The 26,610-nt window shown below is 59.3% G+C and carries 29 protein-coding genes; 9 read left to right on the plus strand and 20 right to left on the minus strand.

Annotated features, from left to right (window positions below):
• Positions 1 to 88: 88 nt before the first annotated feature.
• Complete coding sequence (gene cysE, locus LA304_RS14545; RefSeq protein WP_224503890.1) at positions 89 to 901, plus strand: serine O-acetyltransferase; 813 nt, start codon at positions 89 to 91, stop codon at positions 899 to 901.
• 90 nt (positions 902 to 991) lie between these two features.
• Here cysE and LA304_RS14550 read toward each other — a convergent pair whose 3' ends face one another.
• The 8 genes from LA304_RS14550 to LA304_RS14585 form a co-directional block, all read right to left on the minus strand.
• Entirely contained in the window at positions 992 to 2,296 is a 1,305-nt protein-coding gene (locus LA304_RS14550) for a pyruvate dehydrogenase complex dihydrolipoamide acetyltransferase (protein ID WP_224503891.1), read from the minus strand.
• Between the two features lie 12 nt (positions 2,297 to 2,308).
• Positions 2,309 to 3,685, minus strand: coding sequence for a pyruvate dehydrogenase complex E1 component subunit beta (locus LA304_RS14555; protein ID WP_224503892.1), 1,377 nt, complete (start codon positions 3,683 to 3,685; stop codon positions 2,309 to 2,311).
• 20 nt (positions 3,686 to 3,705) lie between these two features.
• Positions 3,706 to 4,398 carry a sulfotransferase family 2 domain-containing protein gene (locus tag LA304_RS14560; RefSeq protein ID WP_224503893.1) on the minus strand — a complete coding sequence of 231 codons (693 nt, stop codon included), beginning with the start codon at positions 4,396 to 4,398 and terminating at the stop codon, positions 3,706 to 3,708.
• Positions 4,399 to 4,413: 15 nt separating this feature from the next.
• Complete coding sequence (gene pdhA / locus LA304_RS14565) at positions 4,414 to 5,412, minus strand: pyruvate dehydrogenase (acetyl-transferring) E1 component subunit alpha (RefSeq protein ID WP_224503894.1); 999 nt, start codon at positions 5,410 to 5,412, stop codon at positions 4,414 to 4,416.
• 236 nt (positions 5,413 to 5,648) lie between these two features.
• The gene (locus LA304_RS14570) at positions 5,649 to 6,221 is read right to left on the minus strand and encodes a transglycosylase SLT domain-containing protein (RefSeq protein WP_396022203.1); all 573 of its coding nucleotides are present in this window, start codon (positions 6,219 to 6,221) and stop codon (positions 5,649 to 5,651) included.
• 84 nt (positions 6,222 to 6,305) lie between these two features.
• Entirely contained in the window at positions 6,306 to 6,623 is a 318-nt protein-coding gene (locus tag LA304_RS14575) for a septum formation initiator family protein (RefSeq protein WP_396022197.1), read from the minus strand.
• Positions 6,624 to 6,849: 226 nt separating this feature from the next.
• Positions 6,850 to 7,743: a fructose bisphosphate aldolase gene (locus LA304_RS14580; RefSeq protein ID WP_224503896.1), complete on the minus strand. Its 894-nt coding sequence runs from the start codon at positions 7,741 to 7,743 to the stop codon at positions 6,850 to 6,852.
• Positions 7,744 to 8,033: 290 nt separating this feature from the next.
• Positions 8,034 to 9,221, minus strand: a complete 1,188-nt coding sequence (locus tag LA304_RS14585; protein WP_224503897.1) for a phosphoglycerate kinase — start codon at positions 9,219 to 9,221, stop codon at positions 8,034 to 8,036.
• Positions 9,222 to 9,392: 171 nt separating this feature from the next.
• On the opposite strand from LA304_RS14585, the gene LA304_RS14590 reads away from it, so the two are divergent.
• The 3 genes from LA304_RS14590 to LA304_RS14600 all read left to right on the plus strand — a co-directional run bounded on the left by LA304_RS14590 (position 9,393) and on the right by LA304_RS14600 (position 11,372).
• Positions 9,393 to 9,899 carry a peptidylprolyl isomerase gene (locus LA304_RS14590; RefSeq protein ID WP_224503898.1) on the plus strand — a complete coding sequence of 169 codons (507 nt, stop codon included), beginning with the start codon at positions 9,393 to 9,395 and terminating at the stop codon, positions 9,897 to 9,899.
• On the plus strand, positions 9,892 to 10,449 hold the full coding sequence (locus tag LA304_RS14595; RefSeq protein WP_224503899.1) for a peptidylprolyl isomerase: 558 nt from the start codon (positions 9,892 to 9,894) through the stop codon (positions 10,447 to 10,449). Before LA304_RS14590 ends, LA304_RS14595 begins: the two co-directional genes overlap by 8 nt.
• 122 nt (positions 10,450 to 10,571) lie before the next feature.
• Positions 10,572 to 11,372 (plus strand): purine-nucleoside phosphorylase, encoded by an 801-nt coding sequence (locus tag LA304_RS14600; RefSeq protein WP_224503900.1) that lies wholly within the window; start codon positions 10,572 to 10,574, stop codon positions 11,370 to 11,372.
• Between the two features lie 72 nt (positions 11,373 to 11,444).
• Here LA304_RS14600 and tyrS read toward each other — a convergent pair whose 3' ends face one another.
• A complete protein-coding gene (tyrS, locus tag LA304_RS14605) occupies positions 11,445 to 12,698 on the minus strand; it encodes a tyrosine--tRNA ligase (protein WP_224503901.1) in 1,254 nt (417 codons plus the stop codon).
• Positions 12,699 to 12,770: 72 nt separating this feature from the next.
• Here tyrS and LA304_RS14610 point away from each other — a divergent pair, with 72 nt between their 5' ends.
• On the plus strand, positions 12,771 to 13,874 hold the full coding sequence (locus LA304_RS14610) for an anhydro-N-acetylmuramic acid kinase (RefSeq protein ID WP_224503902.1): 1,104 nt from the start codon (positions 12,771 to 12,773) through the stop codon (positions 13,872 to 13,874).
• A gap of 78 nt (positions 13,875 to 13,952) precedes the next feature.
• Here the strand turns inward: LA304_RS14610 and LA304_RS14615 are convergent, their stop codons facing one another.
• Complete coding sequence (locus tag LA304_RS14615) at positions 13,953 to 14,471, minus strand: DUF1097 domain-containing protein (protein WP_224503903.1); 519 nt, start codon at positions 14,469 to 14,471, stop codon at positions 13,953 to 13,955.
• Between the two features lie 682 nt (positions 14,472 to 15,153).
• Here LA304_RS14615 and LA304_RS14620 point away from each other — a divergent pair.
• Entirely contained in the window at positions 15,154 to 15,420 is a 267-nt protein-coding gene (locus LA304_RS14620) for a DUF2798 domain-containing protein (RefSeq protein ID WP_224503904.1), read from the plus strand.
• Positions 15,421 to 15,422: 2 nt separating this feature from the next.
• Here the strand turns inward: LA304_RS14620 and LA304_RS14625 are convergent, their stop codons facing one another.
• Complete coding sequence (locus LA304_RS14625) at positions 15,423 to 15,848, minus strand: cupin domain-containing protein (protein ID WP_224504249.1); 426 nt, start codon at positions 15,846 to 15,848, stop codon at positions 15,423 to 15,425.
• Positions 15,849 to 15,981: 133 nt separating this feature from the next.
• Here LA304_RS14625 and LA304_RS14630 point away from each other — a divergent pair, with 133 nt between their 5' ends.
• Positions 15,982 to 16,257 (plus strand): glucose-6-phosphate isomerase, encoded by a 276-nt coding sequence (locus tag LA304_RS14630; RefSeq protein WP_224503905.1) that lies wholly within the window; start codon positions 15,982 to 15,984, stop codon positions 16,255 to 16,257.
• A gap of 49 nt (positions 16,258 to 16,306) precedes the next feature.
• Here LA304_RS14630 and LA304_RS14635 read toward each other — a convergent pair whose 3' ends face one another.
• Positions 16,307 to 16,918 (minus strand): GNAT family N-acetyltransferase, encoded by a 612-nt coding sequence (locus LA304_RS14635; RefSeq protein WP_224503906.1) that lies wholly within the window; start codon positions 16,916 to 16,918, stop codon positions 16,307 to 16,309.
• Between the two features lie 148 nt (positions 16,919 to 17,066).
• Between LA304_RS14635 and LA304_RS14640 the strand changes: the two genes are divergently transcribed.
• Positions 17,067 to 17,618, plus strand: coding sequence for a hypothetical protein (locus tag LA304_RS14640; protein WP_224503907.1), 552 nt, complete (start codon positions 17,067 to 17,069; stop codon positions 17,616 to 17,618).
• 4 nt (positions 17,619 to 17,622) lie between these two features.
• On the opposite strand, the gene LA304_RS14645 is transcribed toward LA304_RS14640, so the two are convergent.
• From LA304_RS14645 to LA304_RS14670, 6 genes are all read right to left on the minus strand, one after another.
• A complete protein-coding gene (locus LA304_RS14645) occupies positions 17,623 to 18,732 on the minus strand; it encodes a hypothetical protein (protein WP_224503908.1) in 1,110 nt (369 codons plus the stop codon).
• A 40-nt stretch (positions 18,733 to 18,772) separates the two neighbouring features.
• A complete protein-coding gene (eno, locus tag LA304_RS14650; protein WP_224503909.1) occupies positions 18,773 to 20,050 on the minus strand; it encodes a phosphopyruvate hydratase in 1,278 nt (425 codons plus the stop codon).
• A 182-nt stretch (positions 20,051 to 20,232) separates the two neighbouring features.
• Positions 20,233 to 21,156, minus strand: coding sequence for a DMT family transporter (locus tag LA304_RS14655; RefSeq protein WP_224503910.1), 924 nt, complete (start codon positions 21,154 to 21,156; stop codon positions 20,233 to 20,235).
• 118 nt (positions 21,157 to 21,274) lie between these two features.
• Positions 21,275 to 21,682 carry a Fur family transcriptional regulator gene (locus LA304_RS14660; RefSeq protein ID WP_224503911.1) on the minus strand — a complete coding sequence of 136 codons (408 nt, stop codon included), beginning with the start codon at positions 21,680 to 21,682 and terminating at the stop codon, positions 21,275 to 21,277.
• Positions 21,683 to 21,798: 116 nt separating this feature from the next.
• Complete coding sequence (locus LA304_RS14665) at positions 21,799 to 22,629, minus strand: PhzF family phenazine biosynthesis protein (protein ID WP_224503912.1); 831 nt, start codon at positions 22,627 to 22,629, stop codon at positions 21,799 to 21,801.
• Between the two features lie 103 nt (positions 22,630 to 22,732).
• On the minus strand, positions 22,733 to 23,443 hold the full coding sequence (locus LA304_RS14670; RefSeq protein WP_224503913.1) for an endonuclease/exonuclease/phosphatase family protein: 711 nt from the start codon (positions 23,441 to 23,443) through the stop codon (positions 22,733 to 22,735).
• A 37-nt stretch (positions 23,444 to 23,480) separates the two neighbouring features.
• Here LA304_RS14670 and LA304_RS14675 point away from each other — a divergent pair, with 37 nt between their 5' ends.
• Positions 23,481 to 24,155, plus strand: coding sequence for a hypothetical protein (locus LA304_RS14675; RefSeq protein ID WP_224503914.1), 675 nt, complete (start codon positions 23,481 to 23,483; stop codon positions 24,153 to 24,155).
• 6 nt (positions 24,156 to 24,161) lie between these two features.
• On the opposite strand, the gene LA304_RS14680 is transcribed toward LA304_RS14675, so the two are convergent.
• Together LA304_RS14680 and LA304_RS14685 are read right to left on the minus strand one after the other, a co-directional pair.
• Positions 24,162 to 25,562, minus strand: a complete 1,401-nt coding sequence (locus LA304_RS14680) for a protein adenylyltransferase SelO (RefSeq protein WP_224503915.1) — start codon at positions 25,560 to 25,562, stop codon at positions 24,162 to 24,164.
• 52 nt (positions 25,563 to 25,614) lie between these two features.
• Complete coding sequence (locus LA304_RS14685; RefSeq protein ID WP_224503916.1) at positions 25,615 to 26,565, minus strand: nucleoside hydrolase; 951 nt, start codon at positions 26,563 to 26,565, stop codon at positions 25,615 to 25,617.
• Positions 26,566 to 26,610: the final 45 nt, after the last annotated feature.

Below are 26,610 nucleotides of genomic sequence, written 5' to 3' on the forward strand. Positions count from 1 at the left end.
GCAGGGGATGTTCCTACGCTTGTGGTCTTGTGTTTTGGATTTTGGGCCTATCTATAGTAGGCTCTAAGAAAAGAGGACCTGTTCTGCTATGGCCAAAATTCGCACGACTCTTAAAGCGATCGATCCGGTTTGGGATCGCATTGTCTCCGAAGCCCGTCAGGCTGTCGCCGACGAGCCGCTGCTCGGTGGTCTCGTGCATGCGTGTATTTTGCACCATGACACGCTTGAGGACGCCTTGGCCTACCGCGTTGCGCAAAAGCTCGCCTCGCCGGAAATGTCCGAACAGCTGATCCGTGAGATTGCGGATCAGGCCTTTGCCTCTGATCATTCGCTGGCCGAAGCCGCACGCGCCGACATCGTCGCCGTGTATGAACGCGATCCGGCCTGCCACCGCTACATTCAGCCGCTGCTGTTCTTCAAGGGCTTCCAAGCGATGCAGGCGCACCGCGTGGCGCATTGGCTTTGGGGGCAGGGGCGTCGTGACCTCGCGTATTTCATCCAAATGCGCAACTCAGAACAGTTCTCCATCGACATCCACCCGGCCTGCCGCATCGGCAAAGGCATCTTCCTCGACCACGCGCATAGCCTCGTGTTCGGTGAAACGGCTGTGATCGGCGATAACGTGTCCATCCTGCATGACGTGACGCTCGGCGGGACCGGCAAAGAGGACGAAGACCGTCACCCGAAAATCGGCGACGGGGTTCTCATTGGCGCGGGAGCAAAAGTTCTCGGCAACATCAAGATCGGCTGCTGCTCGCGCATCGCGTCCGGGTCTGTGGTCCTGAACGAAGTGCCGCCTGCCACGACCGTTGCCGGTGTGCCTGCGAAGGTCGTCGGAGAGGCCGGTTGCGCGCAGCCGTCCGTGTCCATGAACCAACTGATCGGCGCGCGCGAGAAGTAATTCTCTGCGCGGCCCCGAGAGACTGACGAGATTTAGAAATAAAAAAGCCCCGTGATCGCTCACGGGGCTTTCTCATTCTATGTAAGTGCCTCAGGCCAGCATTTTCAGCGGGTTTTCGAGGTTGTTCACGATGGCTTTCAGAAGGTCAGCTCCAAGCGCCCCGTCGATCACGCGGTGATCCACGGACATGGTTACGGACATCACCGTTGCCACTTTCAATTCGCCGTCTTCGCCAACCACCGGCTTTTTGACGCCGGAGCCGACAGCCAGAATACCGGAGTGCGGCGGGTTCACGATGGCGTCGAAGTTGTCGATGCCGAACATGCCGAGGTTGGAGATCGCGAAGGAGCCGCCTTGGTATTCATGCGGTGCGAGCTTGCGGTCGCGGGCACGGAAGGCGAGGTCTTTCATCTCTTTCGACAATGCGGACAGCGATTTCACATCGGCGTCTTGCAGAACCGGCGTGAAGAGACCGCCTTCGATGGCGACAGCCACGGCCACGTCAGAGGCTTTCATCTGAAGCACGCGATCACCGGCCCAAACGGCGTTTGCGGCAGGCACTTCTTGCAGCGCTTTGGCGACCGCTTTGATGATGAAGTCATTGACCGACAGTTTCACACCGGAGCCGGTCAGCTCGTGGTTCAACTGGGCACGGAACTTGAGCAGTGCATCCAGTTGGATGTCGCGGCGCAGGTAGAAGTGCGGGATGGTCTGTTTGGCTTCCGAGAGACGCGCGGCGATGGTTTTGCGCATACCGTCGAGTTTGACTTCCTCGAAGTCGCGGCCCGCATACATTTTCGCAACGGCGTCCGCGGACGGACCGGCAGGTGCAGCAGCAGCGGCCGGTGCGGCGGCAGGTGCAGCGGCTTTCGGAGCCTCGGCTTTCGGCGCAGCGGTCGCGTTTTCCACGTCCGCTTTGACGATGCGGCCTTTCGGACCGGAGCCGGAGATCGCGGAGAGATCGAGACCCTTCTGGGCCGCGATACGACGCGCCAGCGGGGAGGCAAAGATGCGCTCGCCGCTTGCAGAGACCGGTGCAGCAGGTGCGGCGGCAGCCGCCGGAGCAGGGGCCGCAGCCTCCGCTTTCGGAGCTTCGGCAGCAGCCGGAGCCGCAGCAGCCTTGCCAATGTTGTCCATCGCAGAGGCGTCTTCACCTTCTTCGAGAAGGATCGCGATGACCTCGTTCACCTTCACGCCTTCGGACCCTTCAGCGATGATGATTTTGCCCATCACGCCTTCGTCCACGGCTTCGAATTCCATGGTCGCCTTGTCGGTTTCGATCTCTGCAATCACGTCACCGGATGAAATGGTGTCGCCCTCTTTGACGAGCCACTTTGCAAGCGTGCCTTCCTCCATGGTCGGAGACAGGGCGGGCATCAGTAGTTCAATAGCCATTGTCAGGTCTCCTTAGCGGTAGGTCACTTCTTTGCAGGCGGCCACGACTTCGTCAGTGGTCACAAGCGCGAGTTTTTCGAGGTTGGCAGCATAGGGCATCGGAACGTCCTTGCCGGTGCAGTTGATCACGGGTGCGTCGAGGTAGTCGAATGCGCGCTGCATGATCGTCGCGGACAGGTGGTTACCGATGGAAGCGACCGGCCAACCCTCTTCAACGGTGACGCAGCGGTTCGTCTTCATGACAGAAGCGAGCACAGTGTCGTAGTCGATCGGGCGGAGCGTCCGCAGGTCGATGACCTCTGCGGAGATGCCTTCTTCGGCGAGCTTGTCAGCCGCTTCGAGCGCGTAGGTCATGCCGATGCCGAAGGAAACGATGGTCACGTCCGTGCCTTCACGCCAGATACGGGCCTTGCCGAACGGGATGGTGAATTCGTCCAGAACCGGAACCTCGAAGGATTTGCCGTAGAGGATCTCGTTTTCGAGGAAGATGACCGGGTTCGGGTCACGGATCGCGGTTTTCATCAGGCCTTTGTAGTCGGCAGCGGAGTAGGGCATGACGACCTTGAGACCCGGGATTTGCGCATACCAGGCTGCGTAGTCCTGAGAGTGCTGTGCACCCACGCGGGCGGCGGCGCCGTTCGGACCGCGGAACACCATCGGAGCACCCATCTGACCGCCGGACATGTAGAGCGTCTTGGCAGCGGAGTTGATCAGGTGGTCGATGGCCTGCATCGCGAAGTTGAAGGTCATGAATTCCACGATCGGCTTCAGACCACCAAAGGCCGCGCCGGTGGCGATCCCTGCAAAGCCGTGCTCAGTGATCGGGGTGTCGATCACGCGCTTGGAGCCGAACTCGTCGAGCATGCCTTGGGAGATTTTGTAAGCGCCTTGATACTCGGCGACTTCCTCACCCATGAGGAACACCGTTTCGTCACGGCGCATCTCTTCGGCCATCGCGTCACGGAGCGCTTCGCGAACGGTCTGTTGTTTCATCTCCGTGCCTTCCGGGAAGTCCGGGGACGCTTTGGACACGACTTCGACAGGCGCAGCAGGCTTGGCAGCCGCCGGAGCGCTCTCATGCGTGGCCTCGGCAGCAGGCGCGGCTTCTGCCGGTGCGCTGGCGGCGGAGAGATCATCGGTGCTCTCGCCTTCTTCGACGAAGATTGCGATCGGTGTGTTCACCTTCACGCCTTCGGTGCCTTCCTCGATGAGGATTTTCCCGACGATCCCTTCGTCCACGGCCTCGAATTCCATCGTGGCCTTGTCTGTTTCGATCTCGGCAATGATGTCACCGGCGGTGACAGTGTCGCCTTCTTTTACGTTCCATTTCGCAAGCGTGCCTTCCTCCATGGTCGGCGAGAGTGCGGGCATCAGAATTTCGGTCGCCATCGGATCGATGTCCTCCCTATTTAAACTGTTTCGGCCCCGGCCAGGGCCGGATGTGTCGAGAGCGCGCGGTAAATTTCATAATCGCGGGCGTAGTAGTCCTCGACAAAAGATTGCAAGGCGTCCGAATGAAGCTCGGGCGCCGTCGATTGGGAAATCCCGAAGGATTTGTTCTTTTGCACAGGCTCCAGCGTGACCCCGATCTGCGCAGAGATGTCCTGCATCGCGGCCTCGATCTCCTCGAGCCTGTAAAGGTGTTTGATGAACCGCTGGCCGTCGAGTTCGACATAGTCGGCCTGCGGTTGGAAATGACAGAAGTCTTCCTTGAACACGGTCGGGCGGGTCTCCAGATAGCAGAGCACCTCTTCGATCCCTGCCTGACGCCGCGCGGTGTCCTGATCGCGCATCCGTTCGTCAGTGAACTGCTTGGAACGCTGCGCGTAGGCAGAGCGGAACCGGTCCATCGGATCACGGACCATCGCGAAGGTTTCATACCCTTTGATGCGGTCGAAATCCTCGGCGAAATAGGTGCGCATCGCGTCCAGAGGCACATGCCCCATGAAGATCGGCCCCAGAACAGGGTGATCCTCACTCACATGAAAGAACTTCCGGCCGGTTTCGTCCAGTTTCCCGATTTGAGTGCGCAGCGAGGAGCCGCCCACTTTCGGGTTGTGCACGAACCAGAAGCTCTTGCTGTGAAGGATGATATGCGACACCCGTCCGGTCTCCGATCAGGCGTAGATATCTGTCCAGAGCTCTTCGAGCGCCGGTTCCGGGCTGGTCTTGGCGAATTCCGCGCTCTCGTTGACCACCGCTTTGATGTCCTTGTCGATCGCTTTGAGATCGTCCTCAGACGCGTGGCCGCCGGTGAGCAGGATGGAACGCACGGCCTCGATCGGGTCACGCTCTTCACGCATCTTCTGCACTTCCTCACGGGTCCGGTATTTCGCCGGGTCCGACATGGAGTGGCCGCGGTAGCGGTAGGTTTTCACTTCGAGGATGTAGGGGCCTTTGCCTGCGCGGCAGTAGGCAACAGCGCGTTCACCGGCGTCTTTGACGGCCAGAACGTCCATGCCGTCCACTTCTTCACCTTCGATGCCGTAGGCCGCACCGCGTTCCCACAGGGACGGGGATTTGGTGGAGCGCTGGACGGAGGTGCCCATGGCGTATTGGTTGTTCTCGATCACGAAAACGATCGGGAGGTCCCAAAGCTCTGCCATGTTGTAGGTCTCGTAAACCTGACCTTGGTTGGCCGCGCCGTCGCCGAAGTAGGCGAAGGTCACGTTGTCGTTGCCTTTGTATTTGTCGGAGAAGGCGAGACCGGCGCCGAGCGGCACCTGCGCGCCCACGATGCCGTGGCCACCGTAGAAATGCTTCTCTTTCGAGAACATGTGCATGGAGCCGCCTTTACCTTTGGAGTAGCCGCCTTCGCGACCGGTCAGCTCGGCCATCACACCGTTTGCATCCATGCCGCAGGCGAGCATATGCCCGTGGTCGCGGTAGGAGGTGATGCGCTTGTCGCCCTCTTTTGTGGCGGCTTCGAGGCCGACAACCACGGCTTCCTGACCGATGTAGAGGTGGCAGAAACCGCCGATCAGACCCATGCCATACAGCTGGCCGGCCTTTTCCTCGAAACGGCGAATGAGAAGCATATCCTTATAGTACGCGAGGAGTTCGTCTTTGGAGACATTCGAACTCGTCGTTTTGGATGCTGATTTTCTGGGTGCCATGCGGCCTCCTCCTCCAAGATTCCGACTAATAGTTTAACGTTAAACTATATGATAAACCTAGTATGCCTCAAATGCACGGGTTTTCTGTCATGCGTTTCGGGAGGCAGGTATGCGTTTTCGGAATGGCGGAGGGGCGCTCGGGTGGCGCTCGAATGATCTTCCTATTTGATGTGAAGATCGTAACGTTTTTGCATGATGTCAAAGTATTGCCGTAGAGGCGCGTGCGCGGGCGCCGCTCACCGGCTACAATACTGCAACTGCGTCTCGTACTTTGCGGCGCGGGCGGCGACGTTGTCGGCGGTGCTCAGGAGCCAGGATTTGCTCTTGTATGAGCCACGGGCGTAACCTGTCCGGCCTTCGTGATAGGCGAGATAGCTGTTGCGGGCGTCTGTGTTGGAGATGCCAAGTGCTGCGTTATTCGTGGAGACATACCATCCGATGAAATCCGCGGAGTCGTAGATGTTGCTGCGGCTCGCGCCTGCACGGCCGGGGCCGTTGCGGTAATCGTCCCACGTGCCGTCGAGCACCTGCGCATACCCTCGGGCCGAGCTCGCGCGACCGCGCGGGATGATGAAGAAGGAATAGCGTTTCGGCGGGCGGGCCGTCGCGCGGAAGCCGGATTCCTGATAAATCAGTGCCATCTGGAACGACGCGGGAACGCCCCATTTGCGCTCCGAGCTTTCAAACGCTTTTCGGAAGTGCGGCCGGTCGCGGTAGATCGCGCAGGCGTCCTCCGGGTTCGACGGCATGCCACCATTGCCGCCGCTACAGCTTGCAAGTGCAACAAGGCAGACGCCGCCGAGCAACATGTTGCGACGCGTCAGGGTCGTGGAAACGGGGCTGTTGGTGGCGATCTGTGTCATGGGAGGGCCACTTCCAATTGTTTGAACGGTTTAGCGAATAACGATTTCGTCCGACCGCAAATAGCCCAGCACATCGCGGGCTTGCTCGTCCAGAAGGTCGAGGTCGAGATACGTGTCAGACATGCGGAGGGTCTTGTTGCGCATGGTGGCAAGCTCTGCGTCGAGTTTGCCGCTCACCGCCTGCAGATCGGACAATTCTGCCTCGATCTGCAAGCGGCGAAACAGTCCGTATTCCCCTTGCACGGCGGCAAAGGTGAAGTAAGCGCCGAGGGTGACCACGGCGCCCGTATACAAGAGCACCATCAAAGACGGGCGCTTGCGCGGACCTGTTCTACGCGGATGAGCCATGATAGGCTTCTTACCTTTATATGATACGACATCTAAGATGCCGAACTGCCTCACGGGACCCTCTCTTTGGCGGAGCGTCTCCATAGGCACCTTATGCCACAGGTGATTCGTCATGTGAATCCCCAAAACGAATCACCGGCGAAAAAATGTTCATCCGGTCGTCTGAACCCACGAAAAAAGGCGCCCCATGGCGGGACGCCTTTGAAATCTGTGCGCTAATAGCGCGTTAGCTTGCGATGGAGGCCTTCTGGATGCTGTCGACGGCGGCGGCGAGGGTGGCGTCGAACTCTGCGTCGCTCTGCTTGGCGCTCAGGCCTTCGGAGAGAGCGCGGGAGAAGGAGGCGATCATGCCGGTGTTTTTCGACAGGATGTCGTTGGCTTCGTCACGGCCGTAGCCACCGGAGAGGGCCACAACTTTGAGAACGCGCGGGTGATCGACCAGCGGTTTGTAGAAGTTGGCTTCCGTCGGCAGAGACAGCTTGAGCATCACTTGCTTGCTCTCGTCCATGGCATCGAGGTGCTTGAGGATTTCGTCGCGTAGGATGGCTTCGGCTTCGGCTTTGTCCGCGATGGTGATGGTGACTTCCGGCTCGAGGATCGGCATGAGACCGGCTTTGATCACCTGCTCACCGATTTCGAACTGCTGGTCGACGACCGCTTTGATGCCCTCGGGGTTCGCAGCGTTGATGACGGAGCGCTCTTTGGTGCCGAACACTTTGAGGCCAGCGGCACGGGCGAGCAGGTCGTCGAGACCCGGCATCGGCTTCATGAGTTGCACGCCGTTTTCTTCGGCTTCGAGGCCTTTGTCGATTTTCAGGAACGGCACGACGCCTTTTTCTTCCCAGAGGAAGAGGGAGGTCGGTTTGCCGCCAACTTCGCGGTCCATCGTCATTTCAAAGAGGATCGCGCCGATCACCTTCTCGCCCGTGAAGGACGGGGACTGGATGATGCGCGAACGCATGGCGTGGACCATGTCGAACATTTCCGCGTCGTTGGAGTATTCGCTTTCTTCGACGCCGTAGAGTTTCAGGGCTTTCGGCGTGGAGCCGCCGGATTGGTCGAGTGCTGCGATGAAGCCTTGGCCTTCGCCGATCTTTGCGGTCATTTCCTGAATAGACATGTCTTTCCCTTTGTTCGCCAGTCTCTGGCACAATTTCGCCCGCGTTTTCACGGAGCAAGTTGGTCACATATTCGAGTTAGCGGACCGATGCCCGCCTCGCAATCTTGGTGGCGCTAACGACTTGAAATCGTCGTGTTGCTAGCGCTCGCATGAAGATTCGACGTCACGCTACGTCCGTTTTTCCGACCGTTCTGTGATGTAGCGCAAAGTGGGGAGAAATGGCCGATCTGTGCGGGGATCATAGGGCAGGGCCGAAAAAAGGCCCGCATCGCTGCGGGCCGTTTGGATCGTTAGCCGAGGGCGACAACGCCCGGCAGGGCCTTGCCTTCCATCCATTCGAGGAAGGCGCCGCCTGCCGTCGAGATGTAGGTAAAGTCGTCGGCTGCGCCTGCTTTGTTCAACGCGGCGACCGTGTCACCGCCACCGGCAACAGAAATCAGCGTGCCCGCTTTGGACAGTTCTGCGGCTTTGCTCGCCGCGGCATTGGTCGCCATGTCGAAGGGTTCGATTTCGAACGCGCCGAGCGGACCGTTCCAGATCAGCGTTTTGGCGTCTGCAAAGATGGCCGCGATTTTCTCCACCGATTTCGGACCTGCGTCGAGGATCATCGCGTCTGCCGGGCACTCGGTCGTCGGCACGGTCTCATTCTCTGCATTCGCTTTGAATTCGCGGGCAACCACGACGTCAACGGGCAGCACGATTTCACACCCTGCTTCGCCTGCCTTCTTCGTGATTTCGCGGGCGGTTTCGGCGAGATCGTGTTCGCAGAGCGATTTGCCCACATCGACGCCCTCTGCGGCGAGGAAGGTGTTGGCCATGCCGCCACCGATCACGAGGTAGTCGACCTTGCGCACGAGGTTGCCGAGGAGATCGAGCTTGGTCGACACTTTCGCACCGCCCACCACGGCGACAACCGGACGTTCTGGCGTGGAAAGCGCGCTTTCAAGAGCGGAGAGCTCCGCCGCCATCAGGCGACCGGCGCAAGAAGGCAGGAGTTTGGCAATGCCTTCGGTGGAGCCATGCGCACGGTGTGCAGCGGAGAAGGCGTCGTTCACATAGACATCGCCGAGGGCCGCGAGAGAAGCGGCGAAGGTCGGGTCGTTGTCGGTTTCGCCTTTGTGGAAGCGGGTGTTCTCCAGCAGAAGAACTTCGCCGTCCCCGAGTGCCGCAACAGCCTCTTTGGCTGGGAGGCCGATGCAGTCGCTGGCGAATTTTACCGGCGCGCCGAGCACCTCTGCAACCGCGTCCTTGATGAGGCCGAGGCTCATTTCCGGGACAACCTGACCTTTCGGGCGACCGAAATGCGCCATGAGCACTGGTTTGCCGCCTTTGGCGAGGATGTCGTCAATGGTCGGTTTGATCCGCTCGATCCGGGTGGCGTCGGTCACTTTGCCGCCGTCCACGGGCACGTTGATGTCCACGCGGGTGAGCACCACTTTTCCGTTGAGGTCCATGTCGTCGAGCGTTTTCCAGGCCATGTTTCTGCGTCCTTTCAAAAAGGTTAGGGCAACTGTCGCCCCTTGTTTGACGGCTCGGCACCGTTACGTCAACTGGATGTGAGGACGCAGGCACGTGATCGGGCAAGATCGGGCTTTTCCTCCCTGCATTGCGCCACTAGACTGCGCCAAATTTCACGTTAGGAGGCCGCCATGGCTGAGATCAAGGATCCAGAAAACACGATCATCATGACACTTGAGCACGGTGAGGTCGTGATCGAACTGCTGCCAGAGATTGCACCGAAACACGCCGAGCGCATGAAAGAACTAGCGCGTGCTGGCGCCTATGACGGTGTTGTGTTTCACCGCGTGATCGATGGCTTCATGGCGCAGACTGGCGACGTCCAGTTCGGCAACCAGAACAAAGACTTCGTTTTGCGTCGCGCAGGCACCGGCGGCTCCGAGCTGCCTGATCTTCCGGCTGAATTCTCCGGCATCCCGCATGACCGCGGCACGCTCGGCGCAGCCCGTTCGCAGAACCCGAACTCCGCCAACTCGCAGTTCTTCATCAACTTCAGCGACAACCACTTCCTGAACCGCCAGTACACGGTCTATGGCCGCGTGATTTCCGGCATGGAAGCCGTCGACAAAATCACTCGTGGTGAGCCGCCAATGTATCCGGATTGCATGATCTCCGTGAAAGTGGCCGCAGATGTCTAAGGCACTCGCACTGGTCGCAGCTCTCTTTGCGACACCGGCCTTCGCCACCGGTCTCGACATCGAGATCGCGGGTGAGGCCAACGGCACCGTGCACATCGACCTGTTCGAAGACGTCGCCCCGAAACACGTCGCGCAAATCACGACGCTTGCCTCTGAGGGCGCCTATGACAACGTGGTCTTCCACCGCGTGATCGCAGGCTTCATGGCACAGACGGGCGACGTGCAGTTCGGCAAAATGGGCGCAGACGACTTCTCCATGCAAATGGCGGGTCGGGGCGGGTCGCAGTATGACGATCTGCCAGCCGAGTTTTCTGATCTGCCGTATGAAACGGGCGTCGTCGGCATGGCGCGGAGCCAGAATCCGGACTCTGCCAACTCCCAGTTCTTCATCATGTTTGCGCCTGGTCCGTTCCTGAACGGCCAATACACGGTCATCGGTCAAGTCACCGAGGGCATGGATGTTGTTCAGCAGATCAAGAAGGGCGATGGCCCGAACGGCGCCGTCATCGGCGCGCCGGATGTCATGGTGAAAGTCACGGTGACCGAGTGATGCGACCGAGTGATCGGCAGTTCATTTGAGTTCTAAACGGCGTGGGGCCTTGTGTTCCGCGCCGTTTTTCGTCTCCATGTTGGCTTGGACCAATTGGTCAGATTCTCAACACAGGAGTTCCCATGAGCGACCTCGCCAACGCCCTCGATACGATCCGCGCCGCCGCCCCAAACGCCGCCCCGCGTATGGGCTTTATTCTCGGGTCCGGTCTCGGCAGTCTCGCGGAGGCCGTGTCCGGTGTGTCGATCCCCTATGCCGATCTCGCAGGGTTTCCGCACGCAGGTGTGTCCGGACATTCGGCGGCGCTAACGATTGGGACACTCAATGGCGTCGAAGTCGCGGTTCTGGGCGGGCGTGAGCACTACTATGAAAACGGGCGCGCCGATGCGATGCGTCTGCCGCTTGAGGTGCTCAAGGAGTTGGGTATTGAACAGCTCATCCTCACCAACGCCTGCGGGTCGTTCCGTGCAGACATCCCTCCGGGAAACCTGATGCTCCTGAGCGATCACATCAACTATTCCGGCCGTTCGCCGCTCATCGGAGAGCCGACGGACGCGCGTTTCGTGAACCTCACAGAAGCTTATGATCCTACGATCCGTGCGGGTCTCTCGAAAGCGGCGGAAGAAGAGGGTGAACCGCTCCTTGACGGGGTCTATGCGTGGTATTCGGGGCCGAACTTCGAGACGCCCGCGGAAATCCGGATGCTCAAGCTGCTCGGGGCGGATGCGGTGGGGATGTCGACGGTGCCTGAAGTGATCCTGTCCCGCTTTCTCGGGCTGCGAGTTGCGGCGGTGTCTGTGGTGACGAATATGGCCGCGGGACTCGGCAATGAGCATATCAGCCACGAGCATACAAAGGCCTCCGCACCGATCGGGGCGGAAAAGCTCTCCCGCATCATCCGGCGGTATCTGTCGACGATCTAACGACACGCTCTTACGAAAAACGGCGCCTCTCGGGGCGCCGTTTTGTTTTGAGTATTTTTGCCAAGAAGAAGATCAGTCTTTCAGGACGACCAGCGCGTGGCGTTTCTTGCCAGCGGAGAGTTTCATCGGCTCTTTGAGCATGTCCGGCGTGACAAACAGGCCCGCGTCCTTGTGGTCCTGATCGTTCACCTTGGCACCGTTGTCCGCGAACAGGCGCTTGGCCTCTTTGCCGGAGCCGGAGAGGCCGGTTTTGACGAACAGCTGGACGATGGAGATGCCTTCGCCGAATTCTTCTGCGGTGAATTCCACGGTCGGGAGGTCGTCCCCCATGCCGCCTTTTTCAAACACTTCGCGCGCGGTGGCCTCAGCTGCTTTCGCGGCCTCTTCGCCGTGCAGGAGTTTTGTCACCTCGTTGGCGAGGATGATTTTGGCCTGATTGATTTCAGAGCCTTCGAGCGCGCCGAGACGGTCGCATTCCTCGACGGGAAGCTCGGTGTAGAGCTTGAGGAAGCGGCCGGTGTCGGCGTCGGTCGTGTTGCGCCAGAACTGCCAGAACTCGTAGGGAGACAGCATCTCGGCATTGAGCCAGATCGCGCCGCCCTGAGATTTGCCCATCTTCTTGCCGTCGGACGTGGTCAAAAGCGGGGTGGTCAGGCCGTAAATTTCGTTGTCGAGGACACGACGGGTGAGGTCGATCCCGTTGACGATGTTGCCCCATTGATCCGAGCCGCCCATCTGCAAAAGACAACCGTAACGGCGGTTCAACTCGAGGAAGTCGTAGGCCTGCAGGATCATGTAGTTGAATTCGAGGAAGGAAAGGGATTGCTCCCGATCCAGACGCGATTTCACGGATTCAAAAGACAGCATCCGGTTGACGGAGAAGTGCCGCCCGATGTCGCGCAGGAAATCGAGGTAGTTCAGTTCGTCCAGCCACTCGGCGTTGTTGCGCATGAGCGCGACGTTTTCGCCATTGTCATAGTCGAGGTAACGGGCAAACACCTGCTGCATGCCGTCGATGTTGGAGTCGATCTGCGCAGGGGTCAGAAGCGGGCGCTCGTCGGCGCGGAAGCTCGGGTCACCCACTTTCGTGGTGCCGCCGCCCATGAGGGTGATCGGCTTGTTGCCGGTTTTCTGGAACCAGCGCAGCAGCATGATGTTGAGAAGGTGCCCGACGTGCAAAGAGGCGGCCGTTGCATCATAGCCGATATAGGCGGTCACCATCCCTTTGTTCAGGGCTTCGTCCAGCTCTTGCAAATTGGTGCAATCGGCAAGAAATCCGCGCTCGATGATCACGCGCAGAAATTCCGATTTGGGATGGTAGGTCATCGCTCTCTTTATCCGTTTCAAGCTTCAGTGTGGCCTGATATATCGGGGCGGGGCGCAAAGGGAAAGAGTGTGATGACCGCGAACACACAGGCAAAGTCGATCCGAGTTGCCGGATGCATGTCAGGGACCTCTCTGGACGGGGTGGATATCGCCATTCTGGAAACGGATGGCGAGACGATTGTCAGCTTTGGCCCCGGCCATATGCGTGAGTATACCGAGGCGGAGCAAAGCCTGCTGAGGAGCGCATTGGGGACATGGGAGGCCTCCGCAGAGGTCACGGACCTGATCGAGAGTGCCCATGCCGAGGCGCTCACCGCGATCGGGGAACCCTTTGATCTTGTGGCGTTTCATGGTCAGACCTTCAACCACGCGCCGCATGAGGGGCGGACCTATCAGGCGGGTGACGGCAGTGTGCTCGCAGACACCTTTGGCGTGCCGGTCGTTTGGGATTTCCGGACGGCGGATGTCGAGATGGGCGGGCAGGGCGCGCCGCTTGCGCCGTTCTATCATCACGCACTGGCCCGCCATATCGGGGCGGAAGAACCGGTCGCGTTTCTAAACATGGGGGGCGTAGGGAATCTGACGTGGATTGACCCGAGCTTTGTCGATCCCGCGGCGGAGGGCGCGCTGCTCGCCTTTGACACGGGGCCTGCGAATGCGCCGGTGAATGATTTGATGCTCAGCCGTCTGGGCCTCGGGTTTGATGAGGATGGCGCTCTGGCGGCCTCTGGACAGGTGGAAGCGGAGATTGTCGCGGCGTTTCTCGAACGGCCTTACTTTGCGAAGGAACCGCCGAAGTCACTGGACCGAAACGATTTTCATAGCCTTTTGGAAGCTGTCAAAGACCTGCCGGACGAGGATGCGGCGGCCACGCTGACCGCCTGTGCCGTGGCGGCAGTCGTTGAAGGCGTAAAACTCTGTCCTGTGCCGCCGTCTGCGGTCTATGTGGGCGGCGGTGGGCGGCTCAACGCGACACTGATGGGGATGCTGGATGAGGCGCTCGCATGTCCGGTTCTCACGGTTGAAGATATCGAGCTTGATGGTGATCTGTTGGAGGCGCAGGCCTTTGCCTTTCTCGCGGTGCGCATTCTGCGTGGATTGCCGACATCTGCGCCCAGGACGACGGGGGTGCGCCTGCCAATCGGCGGGGGGCGTGTGTCTGAGCCGACCGAGTAGTCGCGCATCCGGCGCAGCAATAAAGCCCCGCATGCATATTTGACAAAGCGGGGCTTTAAAGTTTCAAAACATGTGGATTTATGCCGTTTCGGCTTCTGCCGTGTCGGACTTACCGACCAGTAGGCCAGCACCTTTCTCTGAGGCAAAGCCGAAAAGGTTGCCGATCACCATCGAAACCAGGACCATCGCTGTCGCTCCGGCAGAGGCACCAAGGTCGCCAATGGTGACGCCGGACAGCAGAGCGAAGGCCGCCGTCGAGGCATAGCCGTAAACCGCGGCTGGAATGGTCGCGAGGGCCGGAATATGCGCGCCGAGGACGAGCGCGACCACCGAGACGCCGACAATAATGGAGGTCACTGCGACAGAACCGCCGACAGTCGCGACGACGAAGAGGGCGAGTGTCGCAACTATCGCGCCCCACGCATGGTTGATCGCGCATTTGCCGATGGAGGCCGCGCCGCCGCCCGTGTGATAAAATGCGCCCCATCCGACGAATAGTGCCCAGACCTGTAGTCCGGCGGATGTGCCAAGGCACAGATAGGTGGCCACGGCGGCCAAGGTGCCAATCGAAATGGCGAGTGCAGTAATCAGATTCATTTGTCCCTCCCTACAGGATCTGCCGGAGGTGTTTTCGTGCATGATTATCTCCGGCACGGAAACGGTAGGGGAGGCGGAGTGCGGTGACCTATCCGGACCATAGTGGGTCGCGTCGCGAGACCCACGCGACCGAAGGTGTAGATGCGCCTGCGGCATAAGTCTTTGCTATCGCAGAAAAAGAGATCGGTGCGAGCGAAAAAAGCGCGGCTCAGGCCGTTTGACACGGCATTTTCGGTATGAAATTTAGGGGATTTCAAAACGCAACTAGCCGAATTGAACACGAAGTTTCCTTCATGAACTATTCGACCAGCGCGTGGATACTAGGCACTGTGGGAAACTGTGCTAACTGGTTCCCCCCCCGGTACTGACTAACAACTCCAATATAGCCAATTACTCTGCGTAATCTAGTCCGTTAATCCATACCATTTTGTGGAAAGATGGCAGAAGTGTGGCGTGAAATTCTTTGCCATTTAGCATAGTTGGATCGTCTTGACCGGATTGGTTCCATTTCTTAAATAGTGCCAGCCGGAAAACGTGAGGGCGGTTCGGTTATCCCGCCCCCTGAATCGCATCTGAGTCGTGCGATTCTGGAGTTAGTCGACAGAACCCGCGGCATCCATCCCAACCGGGAGGGGTGCCTTTTTCATGCGCTCTTCCCGTCTCTAAGAAAGACGAGACACCCATGATTGACGACAACACCCGCAAAAAAGACAAATTCACCATCATTCTGGCGCAGGTCTTCATTTCCTGCATGATGGCGTTCTTCATGACCCTGATTTTCGGCTCGCTCCTGCCTGCGATTGACGGCGGTTTGCATCCGAACTGGATCGCAGAGTGGATGCGCCATTTCATCACCGCTTGGCCGATCGCCTTCATCTTCTCGCTCGGTGTCGGGCCGATCGCGTTTTTCCTCTCCAGCCGTGTCGTCGGTCGGGTGTTGCCGGACTGACGTCAGACAGGGATGTCAAAGCCCGCGGGCGCGAGTTCAAAGCCGTCGAACTGAAATGCAGGGGACACCGTGCAGCCGACGAGCGTCCAGTCGCCTGTCGTCTGAGCAGCCTGCCAGTGGTCTTTCGGCACGATGAGTTGCGGGGATTGCCCGGCGAGGATGTCCGGCCCGAGGATCACCTCTCGGGCGGGGCCCTCATCCTTTTCTGCCATCGAGAGGATGAGCGGCGCGCCTGCGTAATAGTGCCAGATTTCCACCGCATCGACGCGGTGCCAATGGCTCCGTTCCCCTTCAGTGAGCAGGAAATAAATGCAGGTGCCCACAGGCCGTGCGCCGTCCTCGCTCTCTGCAATCCACGTTTGGCGATAATAGCCGCCCTCTGGGTGCGGGGTCAGGTCGAGTGTCGCGATCAGAGTGTCTGCGGAAATTTTTTCTGTCATGTTTTCAATGCTCTGCTTCTATGTTCGGCGCGTCTTAGCTCACGTCGGGTCACAATCTCGGAACCCGATGCGCCCGAGCGGGGTTGGATAGTCAGACACAAAAGATACGGGAGACACTCTGATGTCCAAGACAATTCTTATGGCGATGGCCGTCGCTGCACCGCTTCTCGGCGCATGTACTATGAGCAACACGGACGCGAGCACCGCCTTTGGCGCCGCCGCAGGCGCAGGCATTGGCTACCTGACGGCCGACGCTCTGGACGCGAATGACAACTGGACCACGGTTGCGACCCTCGCGGGCGCTGCGACTGGTAGCCTTGTTGCGAAGAACACGAACTCCGCGACCTGTGCGTATTCCAATGGCGACGGCACCTATTACACGGCACCGTGCCCGTAAGGCATAGTTGATACGATATGAAGAGGCCCTGCAGTGCGCGGGGCCTTTTTCATTTGATCAGTGGGATGTGCCCCGCCGCGCTCTCCGGGAGAGGGCCACCGATGCGCGGGTCGTCCATGATCTCGATGGCGCGGCCGTAGGGGACAAATCCCGAGCGGATGTAAAACCCCACCGCCTGCGGACTGTCGAGGGTGCAGGTGTGGACAAACAGCCGCTTGATCGGCCGCTCGAACGCAAGCGTCAGCGCCTGCTCCATGAGATAGCGCCCCGCGCCCGTGCCGATCAGGTCGCTATGCAGCCCGAAGAACGCAAGCTCTGTGTTCTCAGGATCGCGGAAATCAAGCTCCAGCATCCCGAGGTCCACACCGTCCTTGCGCATAGTATAGAGATCGACGTCCTCATGCGTGATGATCGCGGAGAGCGCCGCGTCATCGAGATACATGCGAGAGAACCAGAGCCAGTCCTCCCCGATCCGCCGATAGAGCGCGCGGTAGAACTCCGGCGAGGGGTCCGGTTGCGGCACGAACGCCACACCTTCGGGCGCGGCGACATCCCGCGGGGCAGGGCGCGCGAACATTTCCAGATAGGTCACAACAGCGGCGAGTTTGCCCGCTGGCAATTCGTGGATGCCGTCCGGCAGGGCGAAGGTATCTGTGCTCATCGGTCCTCTCGTCTCTTGCTCCCCCGTTGTAGACCACGCCGCGCGCGCGGACGGAAGGCGCAATCCGGAACAGGGCCCTTTCGCGAGAATTTGATCCCTCGGGCGGGCGTGTGTGTGCTACGAGGGGTGGACTGTTCAGGGAGCCAACATGAAACACCTCGTCCTTCTTTTCTGCCTAACTGCTGCGCCCGCCTTTGCCCAATCCACGCACAACGGGATGGGCCACATGCATGGCGCCGACGGGACGGGGCATGATGAGGTCAACATGCCCGGTCTGCGCGGCTATGACGCGACGGTTGAGGAAAGCCTTGAGATGGAAGTGATGTTCAAGAACTTCACGACCCTCTCGCGCGAGGTCGAAAACCTCCCCAACGGTATCCGCACCGTGACGCGGTCGTCCGATCCCGCCGTCATGGACGCCCTCGTAAGCCACGTCGTCGGCATGACCAACCGCGTCGAAGAAGGCCGCGACCCTCAGGTGTTCATCCAGTCCCCCACCCTCGACATCTTCTTCGCCCGCACCGGCGCGATAGACACGGAGATCGAGGTGACGGACGACGGGATCGTCGTGGTGCAAACCTCAGACGATCCGGAGATCGTCGCCGCCCTACATGTGCACGCCGCCGAGGTATCGGATATGGCCGAACGGGGCATGATGGCCGTGCATGAACGGATGATGGGGCAGCACCACGGGGGGTGAGGGGTTAGAAAGGAATGAAATCAGAGGGATTTTCCCAATCGGTGAATTCCAAGACGTCGTCTGGCCTTATCAAGCTGACGTTGTCACCAAGCGCTGAATTCCAAAACTGCGTTGGCTCTATTTCCTCTTCGTCATTGAATTCATCGCTTGATGAAAAATGGCGCGAACCTGACCATTCAATAACCCACTTAGGAGTGGTTTCCTCGTCTCTAAGAAGTTCGTTCAGATGTTCGTCTAAACCGCTATATCCAAATACAATTATCTCGTCTGCTTCTTTGATGCATCGGGGAAGTTGAACATCCCAGAAGTTTTTCAAGATTACGGATTGATCAATTATCTCTCGTTTGTCTTTTGGGTTTGCGAGCACGATATGGCGACGACGCGTATCCTGAGAATAATCTAAACTGTGTCTTTGCAGCTTCTGCGGTACGCGATTTTTAGTAACGAAAAGTGGTGTTCCGTGAAGGTGCAGATAGGATCCGCACTCGCCGTTCCAATCGAAGCAATCTGGATTGAATACGCCACTGATAAATCCATCTTTTGTATAAGGCGGACCGCTCTCACTTTGCCGACTGCTTGGTCTTAGTAAGGTGCCATCAGGCATCTCTACGCCATTTACGATTTTTTCATATAGAAGATCGTCGTAATTCAAAGTCGCTACGTGGCTCAATGTGGTAACGATGAAGGAGATAAGGTTTTGAGTGAAGGCTTGCCATTGTTTCGCTTTCTCCGCTGAGATTTCGTAGGAGTAAAGTTCGTGCGCGACCTCAAAAATGTATTTTCGCAGTGTGTTTGGAAAGTCTTTGGCATCAGCAGTGAACCAAGTATCCAAAGCTTCTTTGCCCAAACGGCTTCTGAAATCTGATAAAAGCGTCAATGCGATTTGAGTTGAGATCAATTCCTCCTCTGATGTCGGCCCTGTTTCTGTTTCAATGCCCTCCAGAGCCCCGATCAATTCTTTTTCTTTCGTGGAAAGCGTGCCGCTTTCCCAAACTCGCGTCATAGCTTTCATCAAAGAGAAGTGATCTGGGTCTAGTGCCATGCCCAAGCCATTACCGATAATTATTAGTTTTTTTGTCATCGCTGTTCCAAATATCAAAACAAAAAGCCCCACCAATCTGGCGGGGCTTCTTTCATTCGTAAAGCGTTGAAGATTACTTCTTCAGGATCGACGTCCCTGCGTATTCTGCCGTGGCGCCCAGTTGTTCCTCGATGCGGATCAGCTGGTTGTATTTGGCCATCCGATCAGAACGGGACATGGAGCCGGTTTTGATCTGGCCGCAGTTGGTGGCGACGGCGAGGTCGGCGATGGTGGCGTCCTCGGTTTCGCCGGAGCGGTGCGACATCACGTTGGTGTAGCGGGCGCGGTGGGCCATATCGACAGCTTTGAGCGTCTCGGAGAGGGAGCCGATCTGGTTCACTTTCACGAGCATGGAGTTGGCAACGCCTTGCTCGATGCCGGAGGCGAGGCGCTCCGGGTTGGTCACGAAGAGGTCGTCACCCACGAGTTGCACTTTGTCGCCGAGTTTCTCGGTGAGGAGTTTCCAACCGGCCCAGTCGTCTTCGGCCATGCCGTCTTCGATGGAGATGATCGGGTAGTCGTTGCACAGCTCGACGAGGTAGTCGGCGTTTTCCTCGGAAGTGAGGGATTTGCCTTCGCCCTTCATCTCGTATTTGCCGCCCTCGTAGTATTCGGTCGAGGCGCAGTCGAGTGCGAGGTAGATGTCTTCGCCCGGTTTGTAGCCGGCTTTCTCGATCGCTGCGAGAACGAAGTCGAGTGCCTCACGGGTGGAGGAGATGTTCGGCGCAAAGCCGCCCTCGTCACCGATGCCGGTGTTGTAGCCAGCGGCGGAGAGCTCTTTTTTCAGGGTGTGGAACACTTCCGCGCCCATGCGGATCGCTTCTTTCACGTTCGTTGCCGACACCGGCATGATCATGAATTCCTGGAAGTCGATCGGGTTGTCTGCGTGCTCACCGCCGTTGATGATGTTCATCATCGGAACCGGCAGAACGCGGGCAGCAGAACCGCCAACGTAGCGGTAGAGCGGCAGGGCGGAGTAGTCAGCAGCGGCTTTGGCAGCGGCGAGGGACACGCCGAGGATGGCGTTGGCGCCGAGCCGGCCTTTGTTCGGGGTGCCGTCCAGTTCGATCATGACGGCGTCGAGGGCTTCCTGCTCCGTCGCATCCATGCCGACGAGGGCTTCGCAAATCTCGCCGTTCACGGCAGCGACGGCTTCGAGCACGCCTTTGCCCATGTAACGGCCTTTGTCGCCATCACGCTTTTCAACGGCTTCGTGTGCGCCGGTGGAAGCACCGGACGGAACAGCGGCACGGCCCATGGTGCCGTCTTCGAGGATGACGTCCACTTCCACGGTCGGGTTGCCGCGGCTGTCGAGGATTTCACGACCGATAATGTCGATGATGGTGCTCATGAGAGGTAGTCCCTTTGTACTAAGGTTGGCGGGCCAGTCACGTGCTTGATACCAGCCGGGGCGGGTAGGTCAACAGGCGGAGCGGCACCTTAGGCGCAAACATTTAGCGTTGTTCATGCACGGTGCATGCCACGTAGGCACGTAAGGCGCTCTGATCTGGGGCAAATTGCGGGGGATGGCCCTCAAAACCCGTGCGTCTGTAGCTCTTCTGCGGCGGTTTTCTTGGCCAATTTCGCGAGTTTGCGTTCGCGCAGGAAGGTGTAGAGGCCAGAGGCGAGGATGAGGAGCGAGCCGGTGATCGTGAGCGCGTCGGGGCGCTCTGCGAAGATGAGCACGCCCAACAGGATCGAGAACACGAGACGCGAGAAGCGGAAGGGCATGATCACGCCGGTATCCGCGATACGGAGCGCTGTGATGAGGGTGATGTAGCCAATGATGCCCCCGAGGGCAGCGAAAACAACGCGCGTCATATCGGCGGCCCCTGGCACGATCAGGTCGGAGCCGGAGAGGAGCATCAGGAGAAGCGCTGTGGGGGCGATTGCGCCGAGGCCTTGGAAGGCCACAACAGACGACGGCACGGACACATCCATATTGCGGGTGATCAGGTCGCGGGCGGTGATCAGGACGACGGTGCCCAGAACCATGAGCACAAAGGGATTAAACGCTTCGCCCCCCGGGCGCACGATCAGTAGCACGCCAAAGAAGCCGATGATAATGGCGAGCCAGCGCCGCCAGCCGACTTTCTCATTCAGAAAGAGCGCAGCCCCCATTGTTGTGGCGAGCGGCGTGGTCTGGAACACGGCGGCAACGACGGAGATTTCCACTTTCGCTAGGGCCGTGGCAAAGAGGAGCGCGCCGATGCCTTCGGTTGAGGCTCTGAGCACGAGGAGCGGACGCCAGTTTTGTCTCGCAAAGATGGCGTCTCCGTTGAGGCGTGCCACGATGACGAAAAACACAGCCGCGAGGATGTTGATCATCAACAGGATCTGACCGACGGAATAGCCCCCGGACAGGAGTTTGATCAGGGCGTCCTCGCCGGCAAATGCCGCCATCGACAGGATGACGAGGAGAATACCTCGCGAATTGGAACGGGAATCTGTCGGCATGGGTGCGCTTTCTGTCAGGCCACGATGTGCGGCACTTTAAGGCCTCTCATGCAGATCAAGCAGCGAAAAGACCAGAGGACGGAATGCAGACCCCCATTTGCGCGAATGCGGGGGAGACTTAGCTTTTCTTGATGCCGAAGAGTTCGAGGCGATGGCCCTTGAGTTCATAGCCGAGGCGTTTCGCGATCTTTTCCTGAAGCGCCTCGATTTCCGGATCGACGAATTCGATGACTTTGCCGGTTTCCATGTCGATCAGGTGATCATGGTGCGCACGGTCCGCCGTCTCATAACGGGCCCGACCATCTCCGAATTCGAGGCGTTCGAGAATACCGCTTTCCTCAAACAGTTTCACCGTCCGGTAGACGGTGGCGAGCGAAATCCGCGGGTCGCGTTTGTTGGCGCGTGCGTGCAGCTCTTCGACGTCCGGATGGTCATGCGCATCCTCGAGAACCGATGCAATCACCCGTCGCTGGTCTGTGAGCCGGAGGCCTTTGGCCTCGCAACGGGAGAGGATCGTGTCCGTCATAGGGGTGTGGCGCTCCGTGTGGGTCTTTCGCCAAAGGGTAAAAAACCGGCGCGGTGAGGTCCAGACCGGTTTTCCGCCATTTTGCGAATGAGGCGCATTTTCATGTGGATAAGCGCCTAGATAACGAGCGCGCCTTCCATGATCTGAACAGCTTGGCCCTCGATCAGGGTGTCGGGGCCGCGTGTGCTCGCATGGATGACGGAGGGCCGCCCCATGTCGTCGCCCTGATGGATGGTGAGCGAGAGATCGCGCTCCTCCGTGTCCGCCAAAAGCCGCACAAGCGCCGCAGCTGCCGATCCAGTGGCCGGATCTTCGGGAATGTCGTCGAGCGGCGCAAACATGCGCATATGCACCGTGTTCCCGTCACGCACATAGGCAACCTGCGGGAAGTCGAGGGACGACGGATAGGCCGTCAGACCCTCGCGCATTGCGTCTGCATCCGGTTTGCAGTTGGAGAGCGCTGCACGGGAGGTCACTTCGGTAAACGTAAAGGCCAGCCCGACACCGGCCATCACAGGCGTCCCGATTTGATCAGGGTAGAGCCCGAGCGCACGGGCGACGAGGGCGCGGGCAGGGTAGGCCTCAATCGTCAAAGGCGTCTGGGTGCGAAACCGTGCGCGTTCTTCGGTGGCTTCGGCTTCAATAATCCCGATCTTGAGTTCGAGCCGCATTTGCGATCCGTGCCCCATCTGCGCAAGCGCCACGGCCGCCCCGATGGTCGGGTGCCCCGCGAAAGGGACTTCCATCGTAGGGGTGAAGATACGAAGCCGCGCCGAATTGTGCGAGTCCTCCGGCGGGTATAGAAACACCGTCTCCGAGTAATTGAACTCACGCGCGATTTTCTGAAGCTGGTCTTCTGGAATATGCGCCGCGTTCGGCACGATGGCGAGCGGGTTGCCGCCAAAGGGTTGGTCGGTGAAGACGTCGTAGGTGAGGTAACGGGTCATGGTGTCCGCTCCAAGTCTTGGCCCGAGTTTCGGGCGGTGGTCTCCGAGGGTCTATCTCAGGCAGTGATCGAGCAAACCACGAACAGGTGGGGGGCTGTCAAGCTTATGCGCTTTGATGAAGGATCAAATCCGCCCAAACCGGCAAGTGATCCGACGCACGCTGAGAGAGCGCCGTCTCCATCACGCCTGAATCCCGCATCTCGATTTCTTTCGTCGTCGCAATCCGGTCGAGCGCCGCAATCGGGCGGGAGGCATGGAACGACCGGCCTGGCGCAAAAATCGAGAATGCGTCTCTGAGCGGATCGAGTCCCCCGTGACGCGACCATTCGTTGAAATCGCCCATGATGATCGTCGGGCGGTCGTCGAGTTTGGAAAGATGCGCACGGATGGCATGGAGTTGCTTCTGACGGGAGGCGCGGAGCAGGCCGAGATGCACGCCCACAACGCGCACGCCCGGCAAATCCGCCGCCACCGCCCCGCGCGGCTCGAGCCCCGGAAGGTCGAATTGATGCACGGCGTCGACCTGCGCCGACTTGCGCACGAGGATCGCATTGCCGTGCCAGCCCACAGAGACGGGAGAGGCATTCACAGGCAGCGCGATGAAATCTGTATGGGTTTCAATGAGACGCGGAGGAAGGGCCGCTGGACGCGGGCCGAGGCGCATATCTGCCTCTTGCAGCGCAACGACATCGGCCTCCAGACTGTTGATCACATCCAGAACACGTCCCGGCGCCCGATGCCCGTCAGTCCCTTTGCATTTGCGCAGGTTGTAGGAGGCGAACCGTTGCGCGCCACTTTCCACTCTCGGTATCATGCCCTAGATATATGATCTATAACGTCGGATTTCATCCATGAGCCTGAAAGAAAACCTGCATGACATGATGGCCAACGCGCGCGAGCAACCGTTGGTCATGCGGCTCGTGTGGGTGGCTCTTGTGGCGGAATTCGTGGCTGGTCTGGTGGCCGCGCGATATACGTCTTCCTTCATCGCGCTAGGCACCTTCGGCCTCACGCTCATGCCGATCCTTTTTGCGCGACGGTTTCACATCTACATCCCGCGCTCGTTCATGGCGGGGATCGTGCTCTTCATCTTTGCCACACTTTTCCTCGGCGAAGTGGGCGACTTCTACAATCGCTACTGGTGGTGGGACATTCTGCTCCACGGAGGCTCGGCGCTGGGCTTTGGTCTCGTGGGGTTCGTGGCGATCTTCATGCTCTTCCAAGGCGATCGTTACGCTGCCCCCGCTTGGGCCATCGGCATGTTCGCCTTCTGCTTTGCGATGTCCGTCGGTGCGCTCTGGGAGGTGTTTGAGTATTCGATGGACCAGTTTTTTGGCACGAATATGCAGAAATCCGGCCTACAAGACACGATGTGGGATCTGATCGTGGACGCCATCGGCGGGCTGATTGGGGCCATCTCCGGCGCGATTTACGTGGCCTTTGACCGCGATACGCCGTTTGCGGGTCTGATCCGTGATTTTGTGACCCGCAACGCGCGGCTGTTCACCAAATACCGCTCCAAATAATCGCGCTCAGGTGCCGCAAAAGGTCTGCGGTACGATCTCGTCCTTGGTCGGTGGAAAGGTCAGATCGCGATCCTCGTCCTTGAGTGTGAAGGGCTTTGCAAGTGTCTCCGCGAGGCGATGGGCGAGGCTGTCATCGCCTTCGAGCGAGGCTTGGATAGCCTGCTCAATCCGGTGCGTGCGCGGGATGAGGGCGGGGTTCGCCCTCGCGACAATCTCCTCCCAATTCGCAGACCGCCGCGCAGTCCACCCTTCAGCCCAGTGATCAAAGGCCGCGCGGTCCAGAAACCAGTCCCGCGCCGTGCCATCGCGCAGTCCGGCAAACGTGTTCGTGAAATCCGCGCCATGCTCCGCCATGAGGCCCAATAGCCCCTGAATGAGCGGCACATCCTCACGCGTCGCGTCCGCGAGGCCAAGCTTGCGCCCGAACTCGGCGACCCACGCCGTCTGATATAGCTCCGGAAAACTGTTCAAAACCTCGGTGAGCGCCTCAACTGCCTGATGCTCGCCGCCCAGTTCCTCTTCCATCTGCGGCACAAAACAGGAGCCAAGCTGCGCAAGGTTCCAATGCGCGATTGACGGCTGTTGCTCATAGGCATAGCGCCCGTGCTGGTCGATGGAGGAGTAACAGGCCTTTGGCGAATACCCGTCGATAAAGGCGCAGGGGCCGTAATCAATCGTCTCGCCCGACACCGTCATGTTGTCCGTGTTCATTACTCCATGGACAAAGCCAAGGCCCATCCATTTCGCAATCAACCGCGCCTGAGCCGCGACAATTTTCGCATAGAGATCAAGCGTGTCGCTCGCGTCCGGATAATGCCGCGCGCGGACATGCTCCGTGAGCGCACGCACAGCGTCATTATCCCCCCGCGCCGTGAAAAACTGAAACGTGCCGACGCGAATATGGCTCGCCGCGACCCGCACCAGAACAGCGCCCGGATAGCCCCGCTCGCGCTGAACCCGCCCGCCAGTGCGCACGGCGGCCAACGCCCGCGTCGTCGGTACACCCGCAGCGGCCATGAATTCACTCACGATAAACTCGCGCAAGACCGGCCCGACCCACGCCCGACCATCGCCATTGCGCGAATAGGGCGTGCGACCCGCGCCTTTGAGATGGATGTCAAAGCGGCCCGCATCCGAGAGAACCTCTCCCAACAGAACCGCGCGCCCGTCCCCCAACTGCGGAGAAAACCCGCCGAACTGATGTCCCGCATACACCTGCGCCAAAGGGTCCGCGCCGTCGGGGATCACATTGCCCGCACAAATCTCCGCGTCCCAGTCCGAGACACCCAAAAGCTCCGCAAGCCCCGCGTTCCACAGAACCATCTCGGGGGCAGGGGCCATCTCCGGCGCAATCTTGGTGAAGAACCGATCGGGCAAGCGGGCGTAGCTGTTGTCAAATTGTACCATACCCGTCACCTAGCTCGTCTCTTCTTCTTGGCAAAATACTCCCGCCGGAGGCTCACACCAACCGCCGCACGCGCTCCGTGAGAAGGTCAAAGAACCCCTCGGCGTCCGCATCCCCCATGAACATCGCATTTTTCGGACGATCCGTGACCCCCCACCAATCGGCAACGGTCATGCCGCGAGTCAGCTCGGATTTCGTCTCGATCTCGACATTGATAAAGCGGCCGGAGAACAAGTCCGGCTTGATCAGATAGGCGATCACGGTCGGGTCATGCAAAGGCCCGCCCTCGGAGCCGTATTTCTCGATGTCGAAGCGTTCGAAGAAGTCGAGCCACCCTGCGACGACATCCCCGAGGTGGTTGTCGAACTCCTTGAACGCCTGAAGCCGCGGCGCGGTCACGAGCACTTTGTGCGTCGCGTCGAGCGGCATCACCACGAGTTTGACACCGGATTTGAAGACGATCTCGGCGGCTTCGGGGTCCACGTAGATGTTGAACTCCGCTGCGGGGGTGATGTTGCCCACCTCAAAGTAGGCCCCGCCCATGAGGACGATTTCCTGCACTCGTTCCACGATATCGGGCGCTTTTTCAAAGGCAGTTGCAATGTTTGTCAGCGGCCCCATCGGGCAGAGCGTCACGGTGCCCGCAGGCTCGGAGCGCAGGGTCTCGATGATGAAATCGACCCCGTTCTGGTCCTGTAGGGGCATGGTCGGTGTGGGCAGTTCAATTCCGTCGAGGCCCGTTTTGCCGTGCACATGTTCCGCCGTCACTAGCGTATGGGCCATCGGACGGTCGCAGCCTGCGTAGACCTTCACATCCGGACGGCCCGCGACCTCGCAAACTTTGCGCGCATTCTCGGAGGTGCGCTCGATCGGCACATTTCCCGCCACCGCCGTGATGCCCAGAAGGTCAATCTCCTCGGGCGAGCCAAGCGCCAGAAGGATCGCCATGGCGTCGTCTTGACCGGGGTCGGTGTCGATAATGATTTTGCGCGGGAATTGCGTCATGTGAAGGCCTCATGAAAGATCAGAACCTGCACGATGACTTGCGTC

Source organism: Celeribacter litoreus, from assembly GCF_020165855.1.
GTDB classification, from domain to species: Bacteria; Pseudomonadota; Alphaproteobacteria; order Rhodobacterales; family Rhodobacteraceae; genus Celeribacter; species Celeribacter litoreus.